At 51.2% G+C, this 23,768-nt stretch carries 23 protein-coding genes; 16 read left to right on the forward strand and 7 right to left on the reverse strand.

What is annotated here, in order from left to right:
• Position 1: 1 nt before the first annotated feature.
• The 9 genes from eno (at position 2) to McpCs1_RS00340 (ending at position 8,873) form a co-directional block, all read left to right on the forward strand.
• Positions 2 to 1,201, forward strand: coding sequence for a phosphopyruvate hydratase (gene eno, locus McpCs1_RS00300; RefSeq protein WP_338095267.1), 1,200 nt, complete (start codon positions 2 to 4; stop codon positions 1,199 to 1,201).
• A 1-nt stretch (position 1,202) separates the two neighbouring features.
• Positions 1,203 to 1,811 (forward strand): 30S ribosomal protein S2, encoded by a 609-nt coding sequence (gene rpsB / locus McpCs1_RS00305; RefSeq protein WP_338095268.1) that lies wholly within the window; start codon positions 1,203 to 1,205, stop codon positions 1,809 to 1,811.
• Positions 1,812 to 2,075: 264 nt separating this feature from the next.
• The gene (gene amrB, locus McpCs1_RS00310; RefSeq protein ID WP_338095269.1) at positions 2,076 to 2,933 is read left to right on the forward strand and encodes an AmmeMemoRadiSam system protein B; all 858 of its coding nucleotides are present in this window, start codon (positions 2,076 to 2,078) and stop codon (positions 2,931 to 2,933) included.
• A 1-nt stretch (position 2,934) separates the two neighbouring features.
• Positions 2,935 to 3,807 (forward strand): mevalonate kinase, encoded by an 873-nt coding sequence (gene mvk, locus McpCs1_RS00315; protein ID WP_338095270.1) that lies wholly within the window; start codon positions 2,935 to 2,937, stop codon positions 3,805 to 3,807.
• A complete protein-coding gene (locus tag McpCs1_RS00320) occupies positions 3,800 to 4,552 on the forward strand; it encodes an isopentenyl phosphate kinase (RefSeq protein WP_338095271.1) in 753 nt (250 codons plus the stop codon). The genes mvk and McpCs1_RS00320 overlap by 8 nt, the downstream gene beginning before the upstream one ends.
• A 7-nt stretch (positions 4,553 to 4,559) precedes the next feature.
• Positions 4,560 to 5,627, forward strand: a complete 1,068-nt coding sequence (gene fni / locus McpCs1_RS00325) for a type 2 isopentenyl-diphosphate Delta-isomerase (RefSeq protein ID WP_338095272.1) — start codon at positions 4,560 to 4,562, stop codon at positions 5,625 to 5,627.
• A 43-nt stretch (positions 5,628 to 5,670) separates the two neighbouring features.
• Positions 5,671 to 7,014, forward strand: coding sequence for an RNase J family beta-CASP ribonuclease (locus McpCs1_RS00330; protein ID WP_338094920.1), 1,344 nt, complete (start codon positions 5,671 to 5,673; stop codon positions 7,012 to 7,014).
• 24 nt (positions 7,015 to 7,038) lie between these two features.
• Positions 7,039 to 8,010, forward strand: a complete 972-nt coding sequence (locus McpCs1_RS00335) for a polyprenyl synthetase family protein (RefSeq protein WP_338095273.1) — start codon at positions 7,039 to 7,041, stop codon at positions 8,008 to 8,010.
• Positions 8,011 to 8,222: 212 nt separating this feature from the next.
• Positions 8,223 to 8,873 (forward strand): HD domain-containing protein, encoded by a 651-nt coding sequence (locus tag McpCs1_RS00340; RefSeq protein ID WP_338095274.1) that lies wholly within the window; start codon positions 8,223 to 8,225, stop codon positions 8,871 to 8,873.
• A 3-nt stretch (positions 8,874 to 8,876) separates the two neighbouring features.
• Here McpCs1_RS00340 and McpCs1_RS00345 read toward each other — a convergent pair whose 3' ends face one another.
• Together McpCs1_RS00345 and McpCs1_RS00350 are read right to left on the reverse strand one after the other, a co-directional pair.
• Positions 8,877 to 9,221, reverse strand: a complete 345-nt coding sequence (locus McpCs1_RS00345) for a HepT-like ribonuclease domain-containing protein (protein ID WP_338095275.1) — start codon at positions 9,219 to 9,221, stop codon at positions 8,877 to 8,879.
• Positions 9,208 to 9,528 (reverse strand): nucleotidyltransferase family protein, encoded by a 321-nt coding sequence (locus McpCs1_RS00350; RefSeq protein ID WP_338095276.1) that lies wholly within the window; start codon positions 9,526 to 9,528, stop codon positions 9,208 to 9,210. The genes McpCs1_RS00345 and McpCs1_RS00350 overlap by 14 nt, the downstream gene beginning before the upstream one ends.
• 114 nt (positions 9,529 to 9,642) lie before the next feature.
• Here McpCs1_RS00350 and McpCs1_RS00355 point away from each other — a divergent pair, with 114 nt between their 5' ends.
• Together McpCs1_RS00355 and McpCs1_RS00360 are read left to right on the forward strand one after the other, a co-directional pair.
• Positions 9,643 to 11,325: a glutamate--tRNA ligase gene (locus McpCs1_RS00355; RefSeq protein WP_338095277.1), complete on the forward strand. Its 1,683-nt coding sequence runs from the start codon at positions 9,643 to 9,645 to the stop codon at positions 11,323 to 11,325.
• Positions 11,326 to 11,334: 9 nt separating this feature from the next.
• A complete protein-coding gene (locus tag McpCs1_RS00360; RefSeq protein ID WP_338095278.1) occupies positions 11,335 to 11,991 on the forward strand; it encodes a hypothetical protein in 657 nt (218 codons plus the stop codon).
• 2 nt (positions 11,992 to 11,993) lie between these two features.
• Here the strand turns inward: McpCs1_RS00360 and McpCs1_RS00365 are convergent, their stop codons facing one another.
• The 5 genes from McpCs1_RS00365 to McpCs1_RS00385 form a co-directional block, all read right to left on the reverse strand.
• Positions 11,994 to 12,707, reverse strand: a complete 714-nt coding sequence (locus McpCs1_RS00365) for a DUF5714 domain-containing protein (protein WP_338095279.1) — start codon at positions 12,705 to 12,707, stop codon at positions 11,994 to 11,996.
• 384 nt (positions 12,708 to 13,091) lie between these two features.
• Entirely contained in the window at positions 13,092 to 14,054 is a 963-nt protein-coding gene (locus tag McpCs1_RS00370) for a deoxyhypusine synthase (protein ID WP_338095280.1), read from the reverse strand.
• 202 nt (positions 14,055 to 14,256) lie between these two features.
• Entirely contained in the window at positions 14,257 to 15,030 is a 774-nt protein-coding gene (locus tag McpCs1_RS00375; RefSeq protein ID WP_338095281.1) for a CBS domain-containing protein, read from the reverse strand.
• Between the two features lie 162 nt (positions 15,031 to 15,192).
• Complete coding sequence (locus tag McpCs1_RS00380; RefSeq protein WP_338095282.1) at positions 15,193 to 16,113, reverse strand: CBS domain-containing protein; 921 nt, start codon at positions 16,111 to 16,113, stop codon at positions 15,193 to 15,195.
• A gap of 30 nt (positions 16,114 to 16,143) precedes the next feature.
• Complete coding sequence (locus McpCs1_RS00385; protein ID WP_338095283.1) at positions 16,144 to 16,704, reverse strand: CBS domain-containing protein; 561 nt, start codon at positions 16,702 to 16,704, stop codon at positions 16,144 to 16,146.
• Between the two features lie 331 nt (positions 16,705 to 17,035).
• Between McpCs1_RS00385 and McpCs1_RS00390 the strand changes: the two genes are divergently transcribed.
• From McpCs1_RS00390 to gyrA, 5 genes are all read left to right on the forward strand, one after another.
• A complete protein-coding gene (locus tag McpCs1_RS00390) occupies positions 17,036 to 17,662 on the forward strand; it encodes an Era-like GTP-binding protein (protein WP_338095284.1) in 627 nt (208 codons plus the stop codon).
• 10 nt (positions 17,663 to 17,672) lie between these two features.
• Positions 17,673 to 18,047 carry a DUF2073 domain-containing protein gene (locus McpCs1_RS00395; protein WP_338095285.1) on the forward strand — a complete coding sequence of 125 codons (375 nt, stop codon included), beginning with the start codon at positions 17,673 to 17,675 and terminating at the stop codon, positions 18,045 to 18,047.
• Between the two features lie 30 nt (positions 18,048 to 18,077).
• A complete protein-coding gene (locus McpCs1_RS00400) occupies positions 18,078 to 18,464 on the forward strand; it encodes a Zn-ribbon domain-containing protein (protein WP_338095286.1) in 387 nt (128 codons plus the stop codon).
• Positions 18,465 to 19,259: 795 nt separating this feature from the next.
• Positions 19,260 to 21,218: a DNA topoisomerase (ATP-hydrolyzing) subunit B gene (gyrB, locus tag McpCs1_RS00405; protein WP_338095287.1), complete on the forward strand. Its 1,959-nt coding sequence runs from the start codon at positions 19,260 to 19,262 to the stop codon at positions 21,216 to 21,218.
• A complete protein-coding gene (gene gyrA / locus McpCs1_RS00410; protein WP_338095288.1) occupies positions 21,208 to 23,748 on the forward strand; it encodes a DNA gyrase subunit A in 2,541 nt (846 codons plus the stop codon). The genes gyrB and gyrA overlap by 11 nt, the downstream gene beginning before the upstream one ends.
• Positions 23,749 to 23,768 lie beyond the last annotated feature (20 nt).

The raw sequence follows: 23,768 nt of genomic DNA on the forward strand, positions 1-23,768 counted from the left end.
TATGACCACAATTGATGGAGTTACTCTTCGGAGAATTCTTGACAGCCGCGGCAATGAAACCATTGAAGCGGAGATTCTGACTGCAAGCGGCGGATACGGTCGTGCATGCGCTCCAAGCGGTGCATCAACCGGTATCTATGAGGCGAAGGTGCGGCCCTGCCGCGAAGCGATCGCTGACGCGCAGACACGCCTGATTCCTGAGCTGATCGATCTTGATTCTCAGGATCAGCGCGGTTTTGATGAGATACTGCACATCGTGGATGCAACCGATGACCTTTCCGGTATCGGTGCAAACATCGCGGTTGCACTTTCTCTTGCAAACGCCAAAGCTGCGGCATCTGCAATGAACATGGAGCTCTTCCAGTTCCTTGGAGGAGCCTTCGTGGACCAGACGCCGCTTCCGCTCGGTAATGTTATCGGCGGCGGCGCTCACGCTGTGGGTGCGACCGACATTCAGGAGTTCCTGATTGTGCCGACCGGTGCCGGAAACGCAAGCGAAGCAGTCTTCACCAATGCACTTGTGCACAAGACGGTGAAGAGCATTCTTGTCGCGCGCGGAAAAGGCTGCGGCAAAGGTGATGAAGGTGCATGGGCTCCTCACATCAGTGATGCCGAAGCATTCGAAATTGTTGCCGAAGCAGTAAACAAGGTTCAGGATGAGACGGGAATCGAGGTCCGCATGGGTCTTGACGTCGCGGCTTCCGAGATGTGGAACGCTGATCTTGAGCGGTATGTGTATAAGAATGCAAAACGCACTACTGAGGAGCAGATCGCATACATCGCCGAACTGGTGGACCAGTATAATCTGGTATATGTTGAGGATCCGATTCAGGAAGAGGACTTTGCAGGCTTTGCCATGTTGACCGAAGAGGTTACAGGCCGTGACACGTTAATCTGCGGCGACGATCTTTTCGTCACCAATGTTGAGCGTCTGGAAGAGGGCATTGCTCTTGAGGCAGGTAACTGCGTCTTAATCAAACCAAACCAGATCGGAACCCTGACTGATACCTTTGAGACGATCCGTCTTGCCTGTGATTACGGGTATGAGACGGTGATGAGCCACCGTTCAGGTGAAACAACCGACACTACCATCGCACATCTTGGCACGGCTTTTGGCTGCTGCTTCCTGAAGTGCGGTATTGTTGGCGGCGAGCGTATTGCTAAATTAAATGAACTTATAAGAATTGAGGAGCATTTCTAAAATGACCGACAATGAACTTGGAATTGAATTAAACGAACCGTTAGTATCCGTAGAAGAGTATCTGGCAGCCGGTGTCCACATCGGTACCCAGCAGAAAGACGATGACATGAAGGAGTTCATCTACCGCGTCCGCTCTGACGGTCTGTATATCATTGATATCAGAAAGACCGATGAACGTATCAAGCAGGTGGCAAAGTTCCTTGCACGTTACGAGTCCCCGAAGATCTTCGTGGTAACGTCCCGTCAGTACGGTCAGCACCCGGCACAGAAGTTCTCCAGCACGATTGGTGCAATTTCCCATGTCGGACGGTTCATCCCGGGTACGCTCACCAACCCGGTCCTTCCGAAGTACGTTGAGCCGGAAGTCGTTATTGTTACCGACCCGATCGGAGATGCACAGGCTATCACTGAAGCTGTCCAGTCCGGTATCCCAGTCATTGCACTTTGTGATATCAACAACCAGACCAACAATGTTGACCTCGTCATTCCGACGAACAACAAGGGTCGCAAGGCACTTTCCATGGTCTACTTCCTGCTTACCCGCGAGGTCTTGAAGCAGAAGGGCATTGTGTCCTCCCTGACCTTTGAAGACTTTGAGTCTGAGTTCTAAACTTCTCGGATACAATTTTTTTTTCTTTTTTGTGAACTTTTGTTTGTTGGATTTTCTGTCTTTAATTCTTGGCAGCTCACGAGACGCAGGCCGCAGGCATGCGTCTCGTGGGCGGCTCATAAACACACCCTGACGCAATCATTAAAGCCCCGCCAAACCAACACATAATCACCTTCACACGCCAGCCCGCAATATCTCAATAGTATCTTTCGCGGGACCTGCGGACGAAAAATTTGGTTACGGCGTAAAATCCGTTTGATATCTATGAAAATAGAGGGAACTTCTGCATGCTGCTCCTCAGCCGGTACGGCGACCGCGCGGCCTGTAACACTTGCGGGTATGTTTTACCCTGCTGACGCAGAGGAGCTGACATCTCTGCTTGATGCGTTTTTTTCTTCTACGGTTACGTCTGTAACCTCTCCGTACGGTGTGTTGGTTCCGCATGCAGGCTACATTTACTCGGGAAAAACTGCTGCATGCGCTTATGCGAAAATTCCCGAGACGTTTTCCGGAACATTTGTGATTGTCGGCCCGAGCCATGCAGGATGTATGACCGTTTCCGGCGACTGTTCCTGGGAGACGCCGCTCGGTCCGGTTGCGGCCGATATAGAACTTGTTGCTGCTTTTGCTGATGCAGGCATTCCAACTAAAAACGATCTGATGCGTGTTCAGGAGAACTCTCTTGAGACGCAGATGCCCTTTATCCGCTACCGGTTCCCGCAGGCAAAAGTTGCGCCGATCCTGCTTGGTGATCAGTCCTTGGCCTCGGCCCGCACTGTTGCTGCCGCAATCACCAAAGCGATTGATGCGAGTCATGCCGCGAGCGGCAGTGTCGTCATCATTGCTTCCGGTGACGGCTCGCATTATGTTCCTGCCAAAGTTGCCGAACATGATGACCTCACGGTTCTTGCCGCAGCAGCAAAACTTGACGTGGATTTGTTCTACGAAACTCTCATGACGGTGAGGCCCTCGATGTGCGGATACGGATGCATCGCTGTGATGCTGCTGGTTGGAAAACATCTCGGCGCACACGAAGCAAAACTGATCATGTATCAGACCTCGGGTGACGCGACCGGCGACGACCGCGAGGTCGTCGGGTATGCAGCTATGGAGGTCGTCTGAAATGGCAACATGGAGTGCTCCGGGGAAAGTTTTCCTCTTCGGTGAACATGCCGTTGTCTACGGAAAGCCGGGCATTGCGATGGCAATCAAACCTCGCGTAATCGTTACGGTTCGCGAGTCAAGATACCATCAGAAACCAAACTCCCCCTACATCGCCGAATGCTTCCGGTTGATGGATGTCAAAGGAAGTGTCTATGTCAGATCCCAGCTGCCGAGTTCGTCCGGACTCGGTTCATCAGCAGCCGTAACGGTTGCAACTCTGTGTGCCATCAACGACGAGTTCGAGCTCAAAAAGACCAAGACCGAGATCGCCGATCTCGCTCATCAGGTGGAGATGTCAGCACAAAACGGACGCGCCAGCGCGACCGACACCTATGTCTCCACCTTCGGCGGCATGGTTCTTGTCCGCGGCAGTGAAAAACGGCGTCTTCTGCCTCCGCAGAACTTCTCGCTGGTGATCGGCAACACCCTTGTCTCCCACAGCACATCTGAGATGGTGGGAAAAGTTGCCGAGCTTCGCAAGAACTCACCTGACATTGCAGAGCCGATTCTTGACTCGATTGCTGCCATCACCATGCATGCGATGCACAACCTCGACAACCAAAAAGAGTTCGGCAACCTGATGAACATGAACCATGCGCTGCTCGACGCTCTTGGCGTCGGCCATCCGATGCTTTCAAAACTTGTTCTCGCTGCACGTTCCGCAGGAGCGTACGGCGCGAAGACAACCGGTGCCGGAGGCGGCGGGTCCATGTATGCAATCTGTTCGAAGAGCTCCCGCAACCGTGTCGCGGGCGCAATCGAAGGATGCGATGCCCGCGCCATCACCACCACCATTGACACCGACGGTGCACGGAAGGAAAAAGATGAGTGAAATTACCGTACTCAAACTCGGCGGCAGCGTAGTCACCAAAAAATCCGAGACAGGCGTCATTGACACCGTACGGATCCGCGAGCTTGCTGCACAGATTGCTCCGGTCGCAAAGTCGGTGCCGCTTGTGATCGTTCACGGCGCTGGCTCCTGCGGTCATCCGGAAGCCAAAGCCTACCACATTCAGGACGGCGTCACCAACGAAAATGCCGAAGGCATTGCGGTCACGCACTTTGCGGTCCGCAGACTCAACGAGGAGTTTGTCGCAGTCCTTCGTGAGGAAGGAGTTGACGCGGTATGCATGCATCCGTTCTGCAGCAGCCTTGCGCAGAACGGCCGTCTGCTCTACTCAGGCGAGGAACAGATCAAAGCAATGCTTCGTCTCGGTGTCGTTCCGGTACTGCACGGTGATGTGGTGATGGATACTATTCGCGGAGCGGTGATCGTCTCAGGTGATCAGATTGTGCCTGCCATGGCCAAGGCTCTTGGCGCAACCCGCGTCGGCGTTGCAACCGATGTCCCTGGAGTTCTCTCTGAAGGCTCGGTAGTTCCTGTCATTACCCGCGAAAATGTCGGATCCATTGATCTCGGCGACTCCTCGAATACTGATGTGACCGGAGGAATGCGAGGAAAAGTCGAAGAGCTTCTGCTTCTGGCAGATGCCGGCATCTCATCGCACCTCTTTCACATATCCCGTGTGATGGACTTCCTTGAAGACCACGAGCACGGCGGAACAACTGTTCGGTAACGAAATCATGACAAAGGCGAAACTTACCTCATCACGCAAGATGGATCATCTGCGTATCTGCAGTCAGGAGAACATCGAAACAGGAACCACGCTCTTTGACGACGTGCATCTGGTACACTGTGCCCTGCCCGAATGCGATATGGATGCAATCGATCTCTCGGTTGAGTTTCTCGGAAAACGTCTCGGCTCTCCGCTGTTTATTGCGGCGATGACCGGCGGTCATCCTGATACTGCTGAGGTAAACCGTGTTCTTGCAGCTGCCGCAGAAAAGTACCGGCTCGGTATTGGTGTCGGCTCCCAGCGTGCGGCTCTTGAAAAACCTGAGCTTGCCGACTCGTTTGCGATTGTCCGCGAGACCGCTCCGCATGCCTTTGTCTGCGGAAATCTCGGTGCCGTCCAGCTCGCAGAGCATGGTGCCGAGTGGGCGGAGCGCGCTGTTGAGATGATTGAGGCTGACGCTCTCTGCATTCATCTGAACTTTTTGCAGGAGGTAATCCAGCCGGAAGGCGACCGTTCCGCAGTCGGATGCCTTGAGGCAATCCGGCAGTGCTGCAAAGATGTGAAGTTTCCAATCATCGTCAAAGAGACCGGAAACGGAATCTCCCGCGAGGTCGCGTCCCAGCTCTGGGATGCAGGCGTTGCCGCCATTGACACCGGAGGTGTCGGCGGAACCTCGTGGGCGAAGATAGAAGGAATCCGCGCTGATGAGCGCGGGGCTGCCGGTGATAAAGCACTCCGGGAACTTGGGGATTCCCTCCTTACGTGGGGAATTCCAACAGCATTGAGTGTTTTTGAGGTAGCCGGGACCAGAAAAGGACCTGTGATCGCAACCGGCGGGCTGCGCTCAGGTCTTGACATCGCAAAAGGAATAGCTCTCGGGGCAACCCTCGGGGGCATGGCTCTTCCCCTGCTCTCTCCGGCACTGTCCGGCGAAGAGGAGACGTATGCGAGCATTGACTCGATTCATTACCAGCTTCGTGCGGCAATGTTTCTGACCGGCTCTGCAGATGTTTCCGCGCTTCAGTCCGCACGGACCTATATTACCGGAACGCTGCGGGAGATGACCCTGGAATAATGCCGATGTCGCAATGGTCCACAATTTAATTTGGAGAATATGAATGGTTGACATAGAAGTCATTGCTGTTGGCGGATACAACGAGGTCGGAAGGAATATGACCGCTGTCCGCGTCGGCAAAGAGATCGTTATCTTTGATATGGGTCTGTATCTTGACCCGATATCAGGAAACAACAATGTAGAAATGGAGAACATGCACTCGCTGGATCTGATCCAGATTGGTGCAATCCCTGACGATACCGTGATGAACTCTGTCGAGGGAACGGTGAAGGCGATCGTTTGTACGCACGGCCACCTTGACCACATCGGTGCGGTTCAGAAGCTTGCCCACCGCTACAACTGCCCGATCATCGCAACGCCGTACACGACAGAGCTTATCAAGCAGCAGATCGAGGGAGAACGCAAGTTCTCGGTGACGAACAAGACCTTTGCGCTGAAAGCCGGAGGCAAGTACACCATCTCGCAGCATCTGACGCTTGAGTTCGTTCGCATTCAGCACAGTATCATCGACTCGGCAATTGCGGTGCTTCACACGCCGGCGGGTTGTGTGGTGTATGCCAACGATTTCAAACTGGATATGACGCCGGTGATCGGCGAGGCTCCGGATCTTGCACGTCTGCGTGCGATCGGTAAGGAAGGCGTGAAGCTCTTGATCGTTGAGTCGTTGAATCTTGACGACCGCGGCTACTCTCCAAGTGAACAGGTGGCACGGCTTCGCGTTCGCGATGCCATCACCCGCTGCGAGGATGACAAGAACGCGATCATTGTCTCGACGTTTGCATCACAGATTGCGAGAATCAAATCCATCACCGAGTGTGCACGCGAGATTGACCGGACCCCGATCCTCCTCGGAAGATCGATGGAGAGGTACAACGGTACTGCAGAGGTCATGAAGATGGTTGCGTTCCCGCAAGGAACGAGCATCTACGGCAACCGCAAGACCACCGACCGTATGCTGCGCCGCGTTGCAAAGGAAGGAAAGGAGAAGTTCCTTCTTGTGGTGACCGGTCACCAGGGTGAGCCGGGCTCGATGCTTTCCCGCATGGCGATGGGCGAGACACCATTCAAGGTCGAGAAGGGTGACAAGGTAATGTTTTCCGCAAACATTATTCCAAATCCGGTGAACTATGCACAGCGTGCCGAGGTTGATCGTCTGCTGCTGCGGCAGGGTGCCCGCATCTTTGATGGTCTGCATGTTACGGGACACGCGTACTATCAGGAGCATTATGATCTGCTTTCTATGCTGAACCCTGAGCACATTGTTCCGTCCCATGGTCCGTTTGAGATGAAGGGCGGGTATGTGACGCTCAGCCGCGAGTTCGGTTACACGCTGAACCGTGATGTTCACATTATGCAGAACGGGGACCGTCTGGTTCTTCCGAAATAACCAAAAAATTTGAGAGTGTGTATTATGGATTTATCTGAGTATCTGAAGTCTGTTGCCGAGAAAGTTGATCAGGAGGCGGACGAGTACAGCAAAGCGACCGACACGACACTGCAGAAGGCGTCAGCCCATCTGCTGCTCGGCGGCGGCAAGCGTCTGAGACCTGCGATGGTTCTTCTTGCAGCAGACGCTGTCCGCAAGGGTGCGTCGGCAGATATTTTCTCTGCTGCTCTTGCTCTTGAGTGGACTCACACGTTCACGCTGGTTCATGATGATATTATGGACGGCGATTCGCTGCGCCGCGGACGGCCGACGGTTCATGTGGTGTGGAACGAGGCAACGGCAATTCTTGCAGGCGATGTTTTGTATGCAAGGGCGTTTGAGTATCTGTGTTCGGTGAAGAATGCAAGCGCTGAGTCGAAGGTGAAGGCTGTTCAGATGCTGTCTCATGCATGCTATGAGATCTGCGAGGGTCAGGAGGAGGATGTTTCCTTTGAGACCCGGAGTGATGTCAAGGCATCCGAGTATCTTGAGATGGTCCGAAAGAAGACGGGTGTTTTGTATGCGGCAGCTGCCGGTATCGGCGCGGCTCTTGCTGGAGGAGACGCCAAGCAGATTGCAGCATTCTATACGCTTGGTCAGAACACGGGAATTGCGTTCCAGATTCAGGACGATATCATTGATCTGATGACGCCGCCTGAGGTTTCTGGTAAGGATCAGGCATCAGATCTTCGCGAGAACAAGCAGACGCTTCTGGCAATTACTGCACGCGAGATGGGTGTTGATTTGTCAAAGTACCACAAGGATCATCTTACAAAGGAAGAGATTGCCGAGGCAATTGCCCTTCTTGAGAAGTCGGGTGTGCTTGGCAAGGTTCGCGGTATTTCTGAGAAGATGATCGCTGACTCCAAGACCGGTCTTGCAGCAGTTGTTCCGGCATCTGAAGAGCGGGATCTGATCTTTGAGATGGTGGACTTCTTTATTACGAGAGGGTACTAACCGACCCGCTAAAACCGTAATGTGAGTGTCCGAACGCCATAGGCGTTCGGACACTCACACGGTTTTACCGGCGCGGTCCACTCGCTTCGCTCGGTTGTAGTGGTTGACTGGGGACAAGTAATTGTTGTTCTGTTTTTGTTGTGTTGTTTGATTGTTGGATTTTTTTTAATCCCTCTGGTTCATATTGACTGACGGCAATATTTTGTAGAGTTATGGATCAGGCTGAGATTCTCACCGTTGTTCGCGATCATGTCCGCTCGTGCTCGCTTGGCGAGTCGACCGGTCATGACTGGTGGCATGTGGTTCGTGTCGCCTCCCTTGCGGCAAAGATCAATCAATCAGCCGGAGGAGATCCGATCAAAGTGGAGCTGACCGCTCTGCTGCATGATGTTTTTGATGAAAAGTTCTATGAGGGTAACGTCGCTGATGCTCTTAACGCTCTCATCGATCAGCTTGGTGTTCGTGCGGCGCTTTCGAATGAGATCTGGGACGGCATCATCTTTGATATTCTGCATCTTGGTTTCAAAGGCGGTTTTGATCAAACCCCTCTGTCATTGGAAGGACAGATTGTGCAGGATGCCGACCGGCTGGATGCTATTGGGGCTATCGGCATTGCGCGGGCATTTGCGTACGGAGGGGCAAAGGACCGTGAAATCTACAACTCTGATGAAGAAGTTGTAGCAGTTGGAACTGCTGCTGAGTACCGGAGCGGCAGCCGTCACACCATCAATCATTTTTACGAAAAACTTCTGCTCCTGCGGGACCGGATGAACACTCCTGAGGGCCGTGCAATCGCAGAGCAGCGACATAAGTATATGGAAGAGTTTCTCGCTGAGTTTTATCGTGAGTGGGAAGGAGAGTAACTCTTACCATCCCTTCTCTGCTAAGATTTGATCAATACCAATTTTCAGAGCAGGAATATCATTCTGCAAAACATCCCAGACCGTCTTCCAACTCACATCATCGTAACTGTGGGTAAGCCGGTCCCGCATTCCTGCAATCAGCCGCCATTCGATTGTATTGTGCTCGTTTTTTGTTGCATCCGAGAGATTCTTGGAAGCTTCACCGATGATCTCCAGCGCTTTTGTTATCATATGCTGAGCGCGTTTGTCGCTTGTCAGTTCCGCATAGGTAAGATTTTGAAAATTCTCTTCAAGAAATTCTATCTCATCATGAATATGGCGAATGTAGACACTGTCATGCCGGCGCAATCATAATCACCTCTTCCTCAATAAACGGTCTGAGGTATCTGCTGATTGCATCGTCCAAAACCACGTCAACGGATCGTTTTATTTTATCTTCAAGATAATCAGCAAGATGCACTAAGTTCGCGAGCGTATACTCTCCCTCGCGGAATCCGACGACAATATCCACATCACTTTCCGGCGTATCCTCTCCTCTGCTTACTGATCCGAACAGACCGATCGTTCGTACGCCGAAATGTTCCTGCATGTACGCCAGCTCACGCTCAAGCAGTGCCAGTACGTCTTTTTTGATACTCACGTAGGATTGTGTCATCTTTCTGATGGTTACACAGTAATAGTCTGCCTGAGATAATGATATTTTCTCGAGCCCTGATGGTTAAATGGGAAACAAGTATAAACACCCCGCCCGCCAATATAATTCCCGCAAATGTCCGATACAAATATTCGTGATGATATCTTTCTTTTCGCTCTGCAGAACGCAGTAAAACACAAATCGGTTCCAAAAGCCGGTGCAATTCTCGGCTCTGTTATGGGTGCCCACCCTGAACTCCGCAGTCAGGCCAAAGAGATCAATGCCATGGTTCCTGCAATCCTTGCAGAAGTTGAGGCAATGTCTGTTGAGGAACGTGAGGCAAAACTCACCGCCTTATCGCCTGAGATGATTGAGAAGATGCATGAGAAAAAGGAACGGGTTCATGAACTTCCCGAGCTGCCCGAGGCCGAAGGCGGCGTTGTCATGCGGTTTGCGCCAAACCCGTCCGGCCCCCTGCACCTCGGTCACGCCCGTGCATCTGTCTTGAACGACTATTATGTCAGAAAATACGGCGGAAAATACTACTACCGCGTCGAAGACACCGACCCCAAACGCGTGGACCCGGCAGCCTACGACATGGTCACCGAGGATCTCAAATGGCTCGGCATTGGAATCACCGACATCGTCTACCAGTCCGACCGGTTCCAGACCTACTATGACTATGCAAGAGAGCTCATCAAACTCGGCGGTGCCTACATGTGCAACTGCAACAACGATGAGTTCCGCGAACTCAAGCTCAAAAAACAGCCGTGTCCCTGCCGCAGCATGACCGTCGAGGAAAACCTCGCACGCTTTGACGACATGCTTGCAGGCAAGTATCAGGAAGGCGAAATAACCATGCGGGTCAAGACCGACATCGCCCACCCTGACCCGGCGGTCCGCGACTTTGCCGCAATGCGTGTTCTCACCTCAACTCCACATCCCCGCCGTCCTGAGATCTTTGTCTACCCGCTGATGAACTTCTCGGTCGCAATCGATGATCACCTGCTTGGCATGACGCATGTCATCCGCGGAAAAGATCACATCGCCAACACCCGCCGCCAGGAGTACATCTACCAGTATTTTGGTTGGAAGATGCCCTACTTCTACCATTACGGCAGAATGTCCATCGCAGGACTTGAGCTCTCAACATCAGGGATGCGCAAAGGAATCAACGAAGGCCTCTACACCGGATGGGACGACATTCATCTCGGAACGCTTCGTGCACTTGCCCGCCGCGGCATTCAGCCGGAAGCCGTCCGTGCCGCAGTCGTTGACATCGGTATTGGTGATACGGACATCTCCTTCTCATGGGAAAATTTGTTCGCCCAGAACAAAGCTGTCATCGATGCGCCAGCCGACCGGTACTTCTTTGTCCCTGACGCAGTCGAAGTAACTGTCGCAAACGCTCCGGCAATGGATGCCCATGCACCGATCTATCCAAACATGCCGGAACGCGGGGAACGTCTCCTCTCCTTCACTGGAAAAGTTCTCCTGCCAAAGTCAGAGATTGAAGCAGGCCGCATGCTTCGACTGAAGGACCTCTTCAACATCAGAATGACCGGCGAGACAACCGCAGAGTATGCAGGCGACTCGCTAACTGAAGCAAGAGCGGCGAAGGCACCGATCGTTCAGTGGCTGCCTGCCGGAACGGGCGTTCCATGTTCCTTCCTGACGCCGGAAGGAACCAGTGAAGGATTCTGTGAAGCTGCTCTTCTTTCGTACGAAGGGAAAATCGTTCAGTTCGAGCGTGTGGGTTTCGCAAAGATTGACTCGGTGAAGAACGGCAAAGTCACCGCCTACTTCACCCACCGTTAACTTTTTTTTATGTCTGCTGCCGAGGTTTCCACACTGCTTTCATCCGCAGAGATTCTTCCCGTTCACGTGCGTTATGCAGTGCATCATCTCACCAAACCCGAACGTGCGGTGCTCTATGACGAGACAAGTCCTCTTCATCGTTCGGTTGTCGGAAAATACTTCGAGGCTCTGGTGTATGAACTGCTGCTTAGCGCTGTGGAAAACTCTGACGCGGTTGTTTCGGTTGTCTCGAAGTTTTCGGATGCCTGCTTTGTCCCGTACGACAAGTATGCGCCTGACGGACTGTGGTACTCCCGCGACGGAGGAATCCGGTTTAAGGTTGATGGCCGCGTTGCAGCAGAGATGGATCTTTTGATCAAGACTGCTGATGGTGTCCGGGTGTTTGGCGAGGTGATCGTAAATCCGTCGAGTGTTCGCGGGTTCCGCAGCGAAATCGCTGCAAAAAAACAGTTGCTGTCCGAACTCTACGGAGATCCCGTAGAGTTTCTCATGGTACTTGCGTCTCCTCCCGCCGAGGGCGGTCTTCGCTGTCTTGAAGGACAGGATTCTCATGCGGTTGTTTTGAATGGCGATTCATCCTACGCAATGGTGCATCCGGGCGAAGTCATGAAACGAAAGCTCACACCGTCTGCAAGCAGAAAAAGGATTGACGGAAAAAACTGGTAAAATTATGCCGGGAAGTACGGGCAGTTTGCCTTGACACAATCACGGTTTCTTTTTGTATATTTGCAACGGATCTTCTCGGGTATGTCCATAGGGACATTGTAGTATTTTTCAGAGTTCTGTGCGGTAACACTGATAGCAGTAAACGTACAGCGTTTGCAGCAACATGGTCCTTCGATCTCACTGATCTTTGTCATACATTCCGCTACTATCATTGCTCCTTCGGCCCATCCTTCCTTGTTATGGATGTTCATGCCGGTGAGGACCGAATGGAAAATTCCTGCACTCATCGCTCCACCGCTGGTTCCGGTCTCCAACTGGATCTTATAGGGGATGTGTGTCCCTCGCTTTATGATTTCCATGAGGGATGCCTTGAAGTCGTCAACGTTTCCTCCGTTGTTTTTGTATGCAGTGAGGAGTGAGGCGGCAACAATACTGTGATGCTCCTGCTGCCGGAACGCAATTACCGGGCTGCTCATGATCTCAGTGGCAATTTCAATAGGATTTTTTGATGTACTCCGTACGCAGATGGATCGGATCATCTCTTTGCCTGGGTCTTTTCTACAGTGCTCGCAGATGTAATGTCCTTCTTTGCAGAGCACAACGTCAGTGTATTTTCTTCCGCAAATAGCACAATGCATTGTTTGTGCCGGATGAACAACTTTGATTGGTGCACCGCAAAGGATGCATGTGTCTGGATTATTTTTCCCACCACTCATTTTGATCACACTCTCATCATCAATGATCTGGGTTTTTACTTAAAACAGTCATTTAGCACTGTTCATCGCAAAAGTATCGTGCAGCTGTTATTTCGTAAATTTTCCCAGTCTAGCATCTCAATTATATGTTCTCACCATATATATTTGTGCCGAGAAAGTATTTCTTTTGCAATACTATCATTCGACTATGTCACATACTCCACGGTGGTTTCGATTGCGAAATGTACCGAATTTTCAGCATCGTCGCCTGTTTACTTCCTTATTTTTGCAAGACAGCTCGACATCAGCAGGCTCCCATCTCTCCCATCCTTTACAGTCCGAAGACTGATCTCTGGGGCAATGAGTGATAAATTCCTATACTCACTGCCTTGCTACTCTCGCGGTTCATTTTCTCACTGCCCCTGATGCCAGCAGTGCAGACACGATGATCGGAAGGGCAATGGTGATGTCGCAGAAGCACTGGAGCTTCTTTGACTCAGGTTTCTCTTTTCCCCAGCTCACCGCCTCTTCAAAGGTACAGCCTGAGAGTCCTCCCCAGTGCGGTGCATCGGTGGTGTACTGAATCGCATACGTGTGCCCGCCGATGTAGTTCTTGCTGTTTCTTGGAGGGATAACTTCTGTCTGCTGAATAAAGTTCTTCGGTGTTCCGCCGCCAAGGTAGATGACACCCGTCTGCTTTGCATCCTCAACAAATGCGGCGAGTTCACTTGCGTCTGCTATCTGGTCGATGATGAGCTCTGCCCCACTGCGGTGCGCGTTCACGAGTCCGATGCCAATTGCCGAGTCTGCAAGGGCAGGGACATGTACCGGCACATGATTTTTTGTGCAGGCTGCAAGTAAGCTTCTTCCCTCCGGACGGTCAGAGATGATTTTTTCTCCGAGGAGATTGAGAAACGCTCTGCTGCTCAATCTTGCATCCCCAAGGGTCTTTGCAAAATTTCCTATGTACTGCTCCACATTCTGAAATTCTTTTTCCACTGCAAAGACATCGTATATCCTGTCAATTCCTTGTTGATACAGCTCGGCATCATTTACCAGATGCGATCCCTTGTAGTGCCTGACACCGAGGTGTTCGCAGACGTCATGAAAGATGTTTGCACCTGTTGAAACGATTGCGTCCACAAACCGGTGTTCCACCAGCTGGATGAGGCATTCCTGCATTCCGGCAGGAATCATGGCGCCGGAGAGTCCAAGGATGATGGTGACATCAGGGGTTTCAACCATCTCCTTCCATATCTGGTAACTTTCGCCAAGTTTTCCTCCCTGAAAACCTGTGCGGCTCATTCGATCCAACAGTTCGTCCACCGATGCTGCCGGATGCATGGGGTTCGTGGGATTATTCAGCATAGTTCTATAATTTTATGTCGGCAGGGTTTATACCAATGACGAATCTGACGACTTTGTATTTTGTTCATGAATCTCACAAAAAGATTTAGCTGTTTTCTTCTGAAAAATGTTGAACGAAAGAGTGGTGGATTTTTCCAAGTAAAACCACATTCGCCACTTATCCACTTACTTTTTTTCAGAAAAAAATAGATTGAGAATATATTCAGATTGCGTCAATCAGTGACTTGCGTGTTGCAAATCCAACTATCTTCTCGCCGTCTGCAATCGGAATTGTACTGATGTTTTTGGACAACATCGTCTCAACCACTTTCGTTACCGGCGTTTTTGCCGGCATCGTGATAATGGGGCTTGACATGATGTCTGATGCGGTGACGTTTCGAAGCGCGTTTTCGAAATGTTTGTCAATCTCGCTCTTGAGTTTCACAAGAATTTTTGCAATGTCGGTCTCGGTCACAATACCGACCGGTTTGTGTCCGTCCATCACCACAAATCTCGTTGCACCGTCCCCAACCATGCGGCGGTGAAGCTGGACCACGCGGTCGTCCAATGCAATGCGTGGTGCAAGCTCTATCATGGTCTCAATTGTTCCCTCGGGCTTTACTATTTTCAGAAGATCACCGGTGGTTACCTGTCCGATCAACCGGTGTTCCTCATCCCAGACTACAACAATTTTGTATCTCTGGAGCAGCGGGATCAACAGATCCACATCCTGATCCTGGTAAACCGAGGTGAAGTCTTCGCGGGTTACGCTTGCAACACGGATCTGTGATGCAGGAATGTTTCCGGTTTTTTTGCTTCCCATCTTCTCTGCGATGGTACGGCGAGACGCGGTTCCAACAACCACACGGTCGTTGGTGACTACAATCGGATCGATTCCTTCAGCAAGCATTTTGTCAAGTGCTTCAGGGATTAACGCTGACTTTGCAATTGACACTGGTTTAGACATTACATCCTTTACGGTTAACTTCGGTTTCATTTTGCTGCCTCCTTTTTTTTGTTTTTTGTGGTATTCTACGATTTTTCTACAGGTTCATACAGCCCTGTGATTCCTGTATGAGGAAGTCCTGAATGCGTTTGTTTCGTATTGGCACCGGTCGGATCATCCGTTTTTTTAGGAGCCGTCCGGTGCATGGTGGGTTCACATATCTTCTGCGAGAGCTTTTACCAGATCGAACTCGGTCACAATACCGGTGAGTTTGCCGTTGTCGATCACCGGGAATGCGCCAATACCGAACTCAAGCATCTCGCGGGCGACCTCGTCGATTCTTTTGCCCGGGGTCATCGTGCGGATGTTTGTCGCTGCCATAAGTTCCCGCACCGGCAGGTTCAGAACTTCGTCGACTGAACCCGTGTTCATGTTGGAGAAGACTTTGCCTCCGCCGATGTATCCCATGATATCGGTTGCCGTGATCATACCGATGAGGAGATCATCCTTTACCACCGGAAGACGGCGGTAGTCATGATCAACCATCTGCTTGGTGACATGGCTGATGGGAACGTTCGGTGCGACAACCTTCGGCCGCTTGGTCATGATCTCATCAACCGTCAGGTCAGAGACCGTGTTCGCAAGCATTCTCATGATATCGTACTCGGTGACAATTCCTGCAATCGTGTTGTCAGGGTTGGTGATCGGGAAACTTCCGTGTCCGCTCTCAACCAGCAGACAAATAGCATCCTGTATCGAGGTTGCCGGCGTTAAGCAGTCCACTTTTTCGGATGCGATCGCACGGATTTCATCGTTGAGTGCTGAGAGCAGGGAACCTTTGTGACGTTTGGTGACAAGGTTGTACCTGCTACCGCCTCCCATCATGTTGATGACGTCGGTGATGGTGACGATGCCGAGAAGTTTTTTGTTTCCCGGATCAGTGATCGGCAGTCTGCGGAAGCTGTGTTTGCTCATCATCTCGACGCCTTCGATGATGCTCATGGTGGGAGGTACGGATATTACGTTCGTTGTTGCGATAGCGAGAAGGTTACTCTTCTTTTCCGAGATCTTTGACTTTCCTTCTGTTCCGGGTATTTGTCGCTGTCCCTTTGATGATTTTGTGATATTTGACATAGGTATCGTGCATGTAAAGTGATCGATGAGTTAGATACGTTCCTGCTCACGGCAGTTTTGGCAGACTAAGTTGCCGTCGATTGGCACGAGGTCTGCGGCCATTGCACCGCATACGGCACAAGTCCCGAATCTGTCGTCCGGACGGTTGATTACGAGAAGTTCAGACATGATCTCGTTGATCTCGTTCGTGACGCCAAGAAGGTCGCGGACGGTTACCATGCCGGTGACAGTTCCTTTGGCGTTCGTGACCGGCAGTCTTCTCACTTTATGTGCAATCATTTTTTTCGCGGCTTCAGACACCGTCATCTCCTCGCTGACGGTTATCAGGGGAGAACTCATGACGTCTTCCACGCGAACGGAACCGGGCAGCAGGTTTTTGGCCATGACTTTACAGTTGAAGTCCTGCTCGGTTACGATTCCCTTGGGTATTCCGCTTTGGGTTACAATGCAGCTGCCGACGTCGTCGCAGCACATGAGTGCTGCTGCTTTGTCGGTTGTTGAACCCACAGATATTGTTGTCGGGTTCGGCTGCATGATATCAATAAGTCGTATTCCTCTCCGGTTTTCCGGAATTTCAGTATTTGTTCTCATCAGACTTTTTTCACCTCCTGAGTCATTTCTGGTGATTAGTGAGTAATACTCTGTCAGAGTATAAATTCATTATCTTTTGAGCTATTTTTAGAAATGACGCGCGAATATATCTCTATTTATTGTGACAATTTCGTTTTGATTCTGGCGATTTTTGAAATTTCTCAGGATGTTTATATACTCACGGGGGAATGTATTTTATAGATGTGACCGGTATAAGTAGAAAGTATTGAGATTCGGGTTCGTCAGACGCTCTTTTGTTTTTCGTTTCGTAACATGAATGTTTATATTCCTTTACAACTGAAATATAACATATTCCAATTTAGGTGTTTTCATGGCAGTTATGATGCGTATAAAAGGCTTTTTCTCAAAGCTGTTCGGCAAAAAACGCTCGCGTGTTGGTATTTATGGTCCACCAAACGCCGGAAAGACCACCCTTGCAAACCGTATCGTCCGTGATGTTACAGGCGAGGCAATCGGTCCAGTGAGTGAGGTTCCGCATGAGACCCGCCGCGCCCGAAGAAAAGAGGGCGTTGAGATCAACAGCGGCGGAAGCAAACTTCTGATTGATATTGTCGATACTCCGGGAGTTACAACCAAGATCGATTATCATGAGTTCCTTGAGTACGGTATGGATCAGGATGAGGCTGTTGCCCGTGCACGCGAGGCGACGGAAGGTGTTGCGGAAGCAATGCACTGGCTTCGCGAGGACATCGACGGCGTCATCTATGTGCTTGACAGTACACAGGATCCGTTCATGCATGTCAACATTATGATGATCGGTATTATCGAGTCCCGCAAACTGCCGGTTATTATCGTTGCAAACAAGATCGATCTGCCAGACGCAGCTCCGCAGCGGATCAAGAGTGCATTCCCGCAGCATCCTGTGGTGATGATCTCAGGTCTTGAAGGAAACAATATGGATGATCTGTATGGAAAGATCTCCGAGGTATTCAGGTGAGGTGAAGAAAATGATTCAGGGCGTTCAGATTGATATGCTGTCAAGCGACCGTCTCAGCAGGATGACTTCGATGGAGAAGATCCGGCTTATTCTGGATGATGTCCGCCAGGGCTACATTGTTGTTCTGGAGAAGGGCCTCACCCCGGAAGAGCAGGGCAAGCTCCTTGAGTCAACGATGATGGAGATCTCTCCCGGAGGTTTTTCCGGTATTGAGATCGAGACGTATCCGTCCACTTCCGGCTCGGAAGGCGGCCTGTTCTCCAAGCTGTTCGGCGGAGGAAAGGCACCTGCCGGCAGGCTGATGGTTATCGGTCCGGTTGATCAGTTGAAGATGCTTACCCGCGAGAAGGACCGCCTTATCGCCTGGGCATCTGCTGCACAGTAAACACCACTACAAAACGGTTCGTAAACAGCCATGCCACATAAATGTACCCAGTGCGGTCGCGAGTTCCGCGATGGTTCGGTGGAGATTCTCCGCGGATGTCCCAGTTGCGGCGGAAAGAAGTTCCTCTACGTGAGTGACCGCGTGCGCAATGCGGATGTGCTGGAAGAGAAGAGTATCACCGACATTGCGCAGGAGACCAAGCAGGAGGTCCTTGAGGTAAAAAGTCAGGGACCTGCGTCCCGGCCCACTGATATTTTAGAGAGAGTGGAAAGTGTCCGCATCGTTAGCAAAGGAAAGTACGAGCTGAACCTTGAACGGCTGGCCGAGTCGCAGGATATTATCATCGGGGTTGATGAGGGCAAGTATATGCTGGATCTTCCGTCGATGTCGAAGAAAAAACGTCGATCGAAAAAATAATTTTTTTTTGAATTTTTTTTTTGAAAATATTTTTGTGTGAATGTTTTCATTCGCATGGTTGTGATGCTGTGTGGAATATTTTTTTGTACACAAACTTGCGAGGCAGTACGGGTAGCGTGAAAAAAATATTATGTCACAAAATTTTTCGTCGATTTTTTTTGAAAAAGTTTTTAGAAAAATTATGATGAAATGTTTTCGTGTTTTTTTCTGAAAAAAGTAATCGGGGTAGTGGTGGATATGGTCTCGCTTGGGGTAACCACGGAACACACTGAACACACGGAATTCCACGGAAAAAACACAGAATACCGCTTCGCTTACGGAAAACACGGAAAGACTAAGAGTACAGGTATATGTATGGGTCACCGCTTTGAGATTCCAACCTCCTTAGGCTTTCCCGCGAAGCGGTAAGCAGGCCGAAGGCATGCGTTCCGTGTTTTCCGTAAGCGAAGCGGTATTCTGTGTTTTTTCCGTGGAATTCCGTGTGTTCAGTGTGTTCCGTGGTTACCTCAAACGAGACCACGCTCATCATTCAGCAACATCCTTTTTCCAAATAAAATAATGAAAATATTTCATCACGATTTCTTTATGCCCGCCCCCGACAAAAATCCGGTAAACGAAATTCATTTTATTACTCCAACGACACGGTCACTGGCTTAATATGGGATCGACACTAATATAATAAGGAATTATCATTTTTTCCAGTCAGTCTAAAAATCAAACGCAGATTGGGAAAAATCCTCACAAGTTTCATTGTTACATCGCACCATCCGCGATGTCTAAGGAGATCTCTATTCCATGACCAATAATTATGACGCGTCTCACATCACCGTTCTTGAGGGCCTGGCCCCGGTTCGTGAGCGCCCAGCCATGTATATCGGCAGCACCGATACCCGTGGTCTGCACCATCTTGTCTACGAAGTTGTCGACAACTCCATTGACGAGGCACTGGCCGGATCCTGTAAACATATCGCAATCACGCTGAATGCTGACGGATCCTGCACGATTGAGGATGACGGCCGCGGTATTCCGGTTGACATCATGCCAAAGCAGAACAAGAGCGCTCTTGAAGTGGTCATGACCGTTCTGCATGCCGGCGGAAAGTTCGACAAAAATACCTATCAGGTATCTGGCGGTCTGCACGGTGTTGGTGTCTCTGTCGTCAACGCTCTCTCAACAAAGCTGACCGTTGAAGTCTACCGAAGCGGAAATGTCTACTCGATGATATTTTCCCGCGGCGGCCTTGTCCAGAAACTGGAGAGCCGTCCCGAAACCGCAGGTGAGTTCCGCGAGCGGTGCATCCGTCTCGGCAATCCGGTCTCAGCAGATCAGGACGAAGTTACCGGAACCCGCATCACCTTCCAGCCCGACGTGAAAATATTTGACACCGTCCTGTTCGACTACGACATCCTTGCCCACCGATTCCGCGAGCTTGCCTACCTCAACAAAGGTCTTGAGATCAAAGTTGTGGACAACCGCACCGGAGACTCTGATCTCTTCCGCTACGAAGGCGGTCTCAGCGAGTTCGTTGCCCACTTAAACGAGGGCAAAGAGCTGCTGCACAACGAGGTCATCTATGTGGACAAGTCCGACAACGAGAACAAGATCGAGGTCGAGATTGCCCTGCAGTACAACCAGACCTACAGCGAAACGTTGTTCACGTTCGTCAACAGCGTCAACACCCGCGAAGGCGGAACCCATCTGGAAGGATTCCGCTCAGCTCTCACTCGTGCGATCAACAACAGTGCCCATGCGAACAAACATCTCAAAGATGACGTCTCCGTCAAAGGCGAAGACGTTCGCGAGGGTCTGACCGCAGTCATCAGCGTGAAGATTGCGAACCCGCAGTTTGAAGGCCAGACCAAGATGCGGCTCGGCAACAGCAATGTCCGCGGCCTCGTAGACTCAATGGTCTATCAGGCACTGACCGAGTTCTTTGAAGAGAACCCGAAAGTCATTGCAGCAATCGCACGAAAAGCGCAGGAAGCAGCAAACGCCCGCGAGGCAGCACGCCGCGCCAAAGAGCTTGCACGAAGAAAAAGTTCGCTTGAGATGTCGGGTCTCCCCGGCAAACTTGCGGACTGTTCCGAACGCGACCCAGCAAAGAGTGAGATCTATATTGTGGAAGGAGATTCTGCCGGCGGTTCTGCAAAGCAGGGACGTGACCGAAAGTTCCAGGCAATTCTCCCGCTTCGTGGTAAAATTCTGAACGTTGAGAAAGCAATCGAGAACAAGGCATTGAAGAATGCCGAAATTCAGACGCTCATCTCTGCGATCGGTGCAGGATACGGAGAGATGTTTGATCCTGAACGCGCCCGTTACCACCACATCGTCATCATGACTGATGCGGATGTGGATGGGGCACACATCAGAATTCTGCTGCTGACCTTCTTCTACCGGTTCATGAAACCGCTCGTTGAACTCGGTTACGTCTACGTTGCCCAACCCCCGCTGTTCCGCGTGGCAAAAGGCAAGCAGGAGAGATACGTGTATACTGAAGAGGACATGCGTGCAGCAGTCGCCGAGTTCGGCGACAAGGGAATTTCTGTCCAGCGTTACAAAGGTCTTGGAGAAATGAATGCCGGTCAGCTCTGGGATACGACAATGAATCCTGAGAACCGTATCTTAAAACAGATCAGAATTGAGGATGCAAGCTATGCAAACGAGATTTTTGAGAAACTCATGGGCGATGATGTGATGCCGAGAAAAGATTTCATTAAACGCCATGCAGGGGAGGTGAAGAACCTTGACATCTGAAGACCAGCAGCAGTCTGTCGAAAAGATAACCCACCGCGTTGCACCGATCAACATCGAAGACGAGATGAAGAACTGTTTCATCGATTATGCGATGTCGGTCATCATCGGTCGTGCGATTCCTGATGCACGTGACGGTTTAAAACCGGTTCACCGCAGAATTTTGTACGCGATGCTCCATGACGAGGGCAACACGAGCGACAAGGCCTACAAGAAGTCGGCAAAAGCTGTGGCAGCAACCATGGGTAACTACCACCCGCACGGAGACTCGGCAATTTACGACACGCTTGTCAAGATGGCCCAACCGTTCTCGTACCGATATCCGCTGATTGATGGTCAGGGTAACTTCGGTTCGATTGACGGCGACTCGGCAGCAGCATACCGTTACACCGAGGCACGTCTGACGAAGGCGGCAGAGTCGCTTCTCGAAGACATCGAAAAAGAGACGGTTGACTTCGTCCCGAACTTTGATGAGTCTTCCGAAGAGCCGGATGTTCTGCCGAGCAGAATCCCGAATCTTCTGGTGAACGGAACGACCGGTATTGCGGTCGGTATGGCGACAAGCATGATGCCGCACAACCTCGGCGAGGTCTGTGATCTGGTTGCGGCTTTCATCGACCAGCCGGAGATGACGGTTGAGGATATGATGAAGATCCTTCCGGCGCCCGATTTCCCGACCGGCGGTATCATCATGGGTACTGACGGTGTGAAAAACGCTTACCTCACCGGTCAGGGCAAGGTTGTTGTCCGCGGTGTTGCAGAAATTGAGGAGCGGAAGAAGAACTTTGAACAGATTGTGATCACCGAGATTCCCTATCAGGTGAACAAGGCGGTAATGATCGAGAGGATCGCTGAACTTGTGAAGAACAAGCAGATCGAGGGTATCAGCGATCTGCGTGATGAGTCTGACAAGGATGGTATCCGCGTCATCATTGAGCTGAAGCAGGGTGTGCAGGGCAATGTGGTTTTGAACCAGCTCTACAAACACACTCAGCTTGAGAGCTCGTTTGGTATCACAAACCTCGCGATCGTTGAGAAGAAGCCGATGATTCTCTCTCTGTCTGAGATGCTCAAGCACTTCATCTCTCACCGCATGTCGGTTGTTCGCAGACGTTCGCAGTTTGATCTGCGAAAGGCCGAGGAGCGCAAGCATATTCTGGACGGTCTCTTAAAGGCTCTGGATATGATCGATGAGGTCATCGCAACGATTCGCGGCTCGCCCGAAGTTGCGGCAGCTCAGGTTGCCCTTGTCAGCAAATTCGGATTTTCGGAGATGCAGGCTGATGCGATTCTGAAGATGCAGCTCCGTCGCCTCGCAGCTCTGGAACAGCAGAAGATCATTGATGAGAAGAATGAGCTTCAGATTATCATCGATAAGCTGAACTGGATCTTAGCATCTGATGCAAACATCCTGTCTGTCGTGAAGGAGGAGACCGCAGAGATTCGCGAGAAGTATGCGGATGACCGCAGAAGCAAGATCGATTACTCGGCAAACACTGACATGGATATTCTTGATTTCATCGAGGATAAACAGGTTTTAGTGATGCTGACTTCGCAGGATTACATCAAGCGGATGCCGCTTGAGTCATGCCGTCAGCAGCGCCGCGGAGGCCGCGGTGTGACCGGTATGACGACGAAGGACGAGGACTCGGTCGATAAGGTGTTCCTTGCAAGCACGCATGATTATCTGCTCTGTTTCACGAACAAGGGCCGTGCGTACTGGCTGCGGGTGCATGAGATTCCCGAAGGGTCGCGCCAGAGCAAAGGAAAAGCGATTGTGAATCTGCTGAACCTGACCGATGAAGAAGTCGCAGCAGTTATCCCTCTGAGAAGCTTTGACTCAGACAAGTATCTCTTCTTTGCAACGAAGATGGGCAAGGTCGGCAAGATGTCGCAGGAGCTGTTCTCGCGTCCGCGTACCGGTGGTCTGATTGCGATCACGATTCTTGAAGGCGATGAACTGGTGGATGTGATGGTTACTGACGGGTCCTGCGATGTTGTTCTGACGACCTGGCTCGGTCAGAGTCTGCGGTTCGGCGAGGATGCGGTGCGAAACACGGGACGCGGTGCTCAGGGTGTGAAGGGTATTACGCTTCGCGGCACTGACGCGGTTCGTGCGCTGACGCTTGTGGAGAAGGATCATCTTCTGACGATCACCGAAGGCGGCTTTGGTAAGAGGACTCCGTTCGAGGAGTTCCGCGGCAAGGGTCGCGGTACGCAGGGTGTCAGAAATATTGTGACGAACCTTGAACGCGGCGGCGTTGTCTCTTCGATCGCCATCGGAGATGATGAGGAGATTGTTATCACGACTGCGGGCGGTGTTGTGATGCGCACGCAGGCCGGCGACATTTCTATTCAGAAACGCAGCACTCAGGGAGTGCGTGTAATTCGTGTGGATGTCGGGGACAAAGTGACGAGTGTTGCGGTTGTTCCTGCTGATGATGAGGCTGAGGAAACTGTTGAGTCTCCTGACTCTGGTGCTCCGGTCGATGAGGTTCAGCAGAATCAGTTCTCTGATGAAGGCGAAGAGTAATCTTCTCCTCTGATTTTTTT

This window comes from Methanorbis rubei, assembly GCF_032714495.1.
Taxonomy (GTDB): domain Archaea; phylum Halobacteriota; class Methanomicrobia; order Methanomicrobiales; family Methanocorpusculaceae; genus Methanocorpusculum; species Methanocorpusculum rubei.

Excerpts from the sequence above, each read along its gene's own strand:
- eno (WP_338095267.1), top strand. The coding sequence starts at position 2 with ATGACCACAATTGATGGAGTTACTCTTCGGAGAATTCTTGACAGCCGC.
- rpsB (WP_338095268.1), top strand. The coding sequence starts at position 1,203 with ATGACCGACAATGAACTTGGAATTGAATTAAACGAACCGTTAGTATCC.
- amrB (WP_338095269.1), top strand. The coding sequence starts at position 2,076 with ATGAAAATAGAGGGAACTTCTGCATGCTGCTCCTCAGCCGGTACGGCG.
- mvk (WP_338095270.1), top strand. The coding sequence starts at position 2,935 with ATGGCAACATGGAGTGCTCCGGGGAAAGTTTTCCTCTTCGGTGAACAT.
- McpCs1_RS00320 (WP_338095271.1), top strand. The coding sequence starts at position 3,800 with ATGAGTGAAATTACCGTACTCAAACTCGGCGGCAGCGTAGTCACCAAA.
- fni (WP_338095272.1), top strand. The coding sequence starts at position 4,560 with ATGACAAAGGCGAAACTTACCTCATCACGCAAGATGGATCATCTGCGT.
- McpCs1_RS00330 (WP_338094920.1), top strand. The coding sequence starts at position 5,671 with ATGGTTGACATAGAAGTCATTGCTGTTGGCGGATACAACGAGGTCGGA.
- McpCs1_RS00335 (WP_338095273.1), top strand. The coding sequence starts at position 7,039 with ATGGATTTATCTGAGTATCTGAAGTCTGTTGCCGAGAAAGTTGATCAG.
- McpCs1_RS00340 (WP_338095274.1), top strand. The coding sequence starts at position 8,223 with ATGGATCAGGCTGAGATTCTCACCGTTGTTCGCGATCATGTCCGCTCG.
- McpCs1_RS00350 (WP_338095276.1), bottom strand. The coding sequence starts at position 9,528 with ATGACACAATCCTACGTGAGTATCAAAAAAGACGTACTGGCACTGCTT.
- McpCs1_RS00355 (WP_338095277.1), top strand. The coding sequence starts at position 9,643 with ATGTCCGATACAAATATTCGTGATGATATCTTTCTTTTCGCTCTGCAG.
- McpCs1_RS00360 (WP_338095278.1), top strand. The coding sequence starts at position 11,335 with ATGTCTGCTGCCGAGGTTTCCACACTGCTTTCATCCGCAGAGATTCTT.
- McpCs1_RS00365 (WP_338095279.1), bottom strand. The coding sequence starts at position 12,707 with ATGAGTGGTGGGAAAAATAATCCAGACACATGCATCCTTTGCGGTGCA.
- McpCs1_RS00370 (WP_338095280.1), bottom strand. The coding sequence starts at position 14,054 with ATGCTGAATAATCCCACGAACCCCATGCATCCGGCAGCATCGGTGGAC.
- McpCs1_RS00375 (WP_338095281.1), bottom strand. The coding sequence starts at position 15,030 with ATGAAACCGAAGTTAACCGTAAAGGATGTAATGTCTAAACCAGTGTCA.
- McpCs1_RS00380 (WP_338095282.1), bottom strand. The coding sequence starts at position 16,113 with ATGTCAAATATCACAAAATCATCAAAGGGACAGCGACAAATACCCGGA.
- McpCs1_RS00385 (WP_338095283.1), bottom strand. The coding sequence starts at position 16,704 with ATGAGAACAAATACTGAAATTCCGGAAAACCGGAGAGGAATACGACTT.
- McpCs1_RS00390 (WP_338095284.1), top strand. The coding sequence starts at position 17,036 with ATGGCAGTTATGATGCGTATAAAAGGCTTTTTCTCAAAGCTGTTCGGC.
- McpCs1_RS00395 (WP_338095285.1), top strand. The coding sequence starts at position 17,673 with ATGATTCAGGGCGTTCAGATTGATATGCTGTCAAGCGACCGTCTCAGC.
- McpCs1_RS00400 (WP_338095286.1), top strand. The coding sequence starts at position 18,078 with ATGCCACATAAATGTACCCAGTGCGGTCGCGAGTTCCGCGATGGTTCG.
- gyrB (WP_338095287.1), top strand. The coding sequence starts at position 19,260 with ATGACCAATAATTATGACGCGTCTCACATCACCGTTCTTGAGGGCCTG.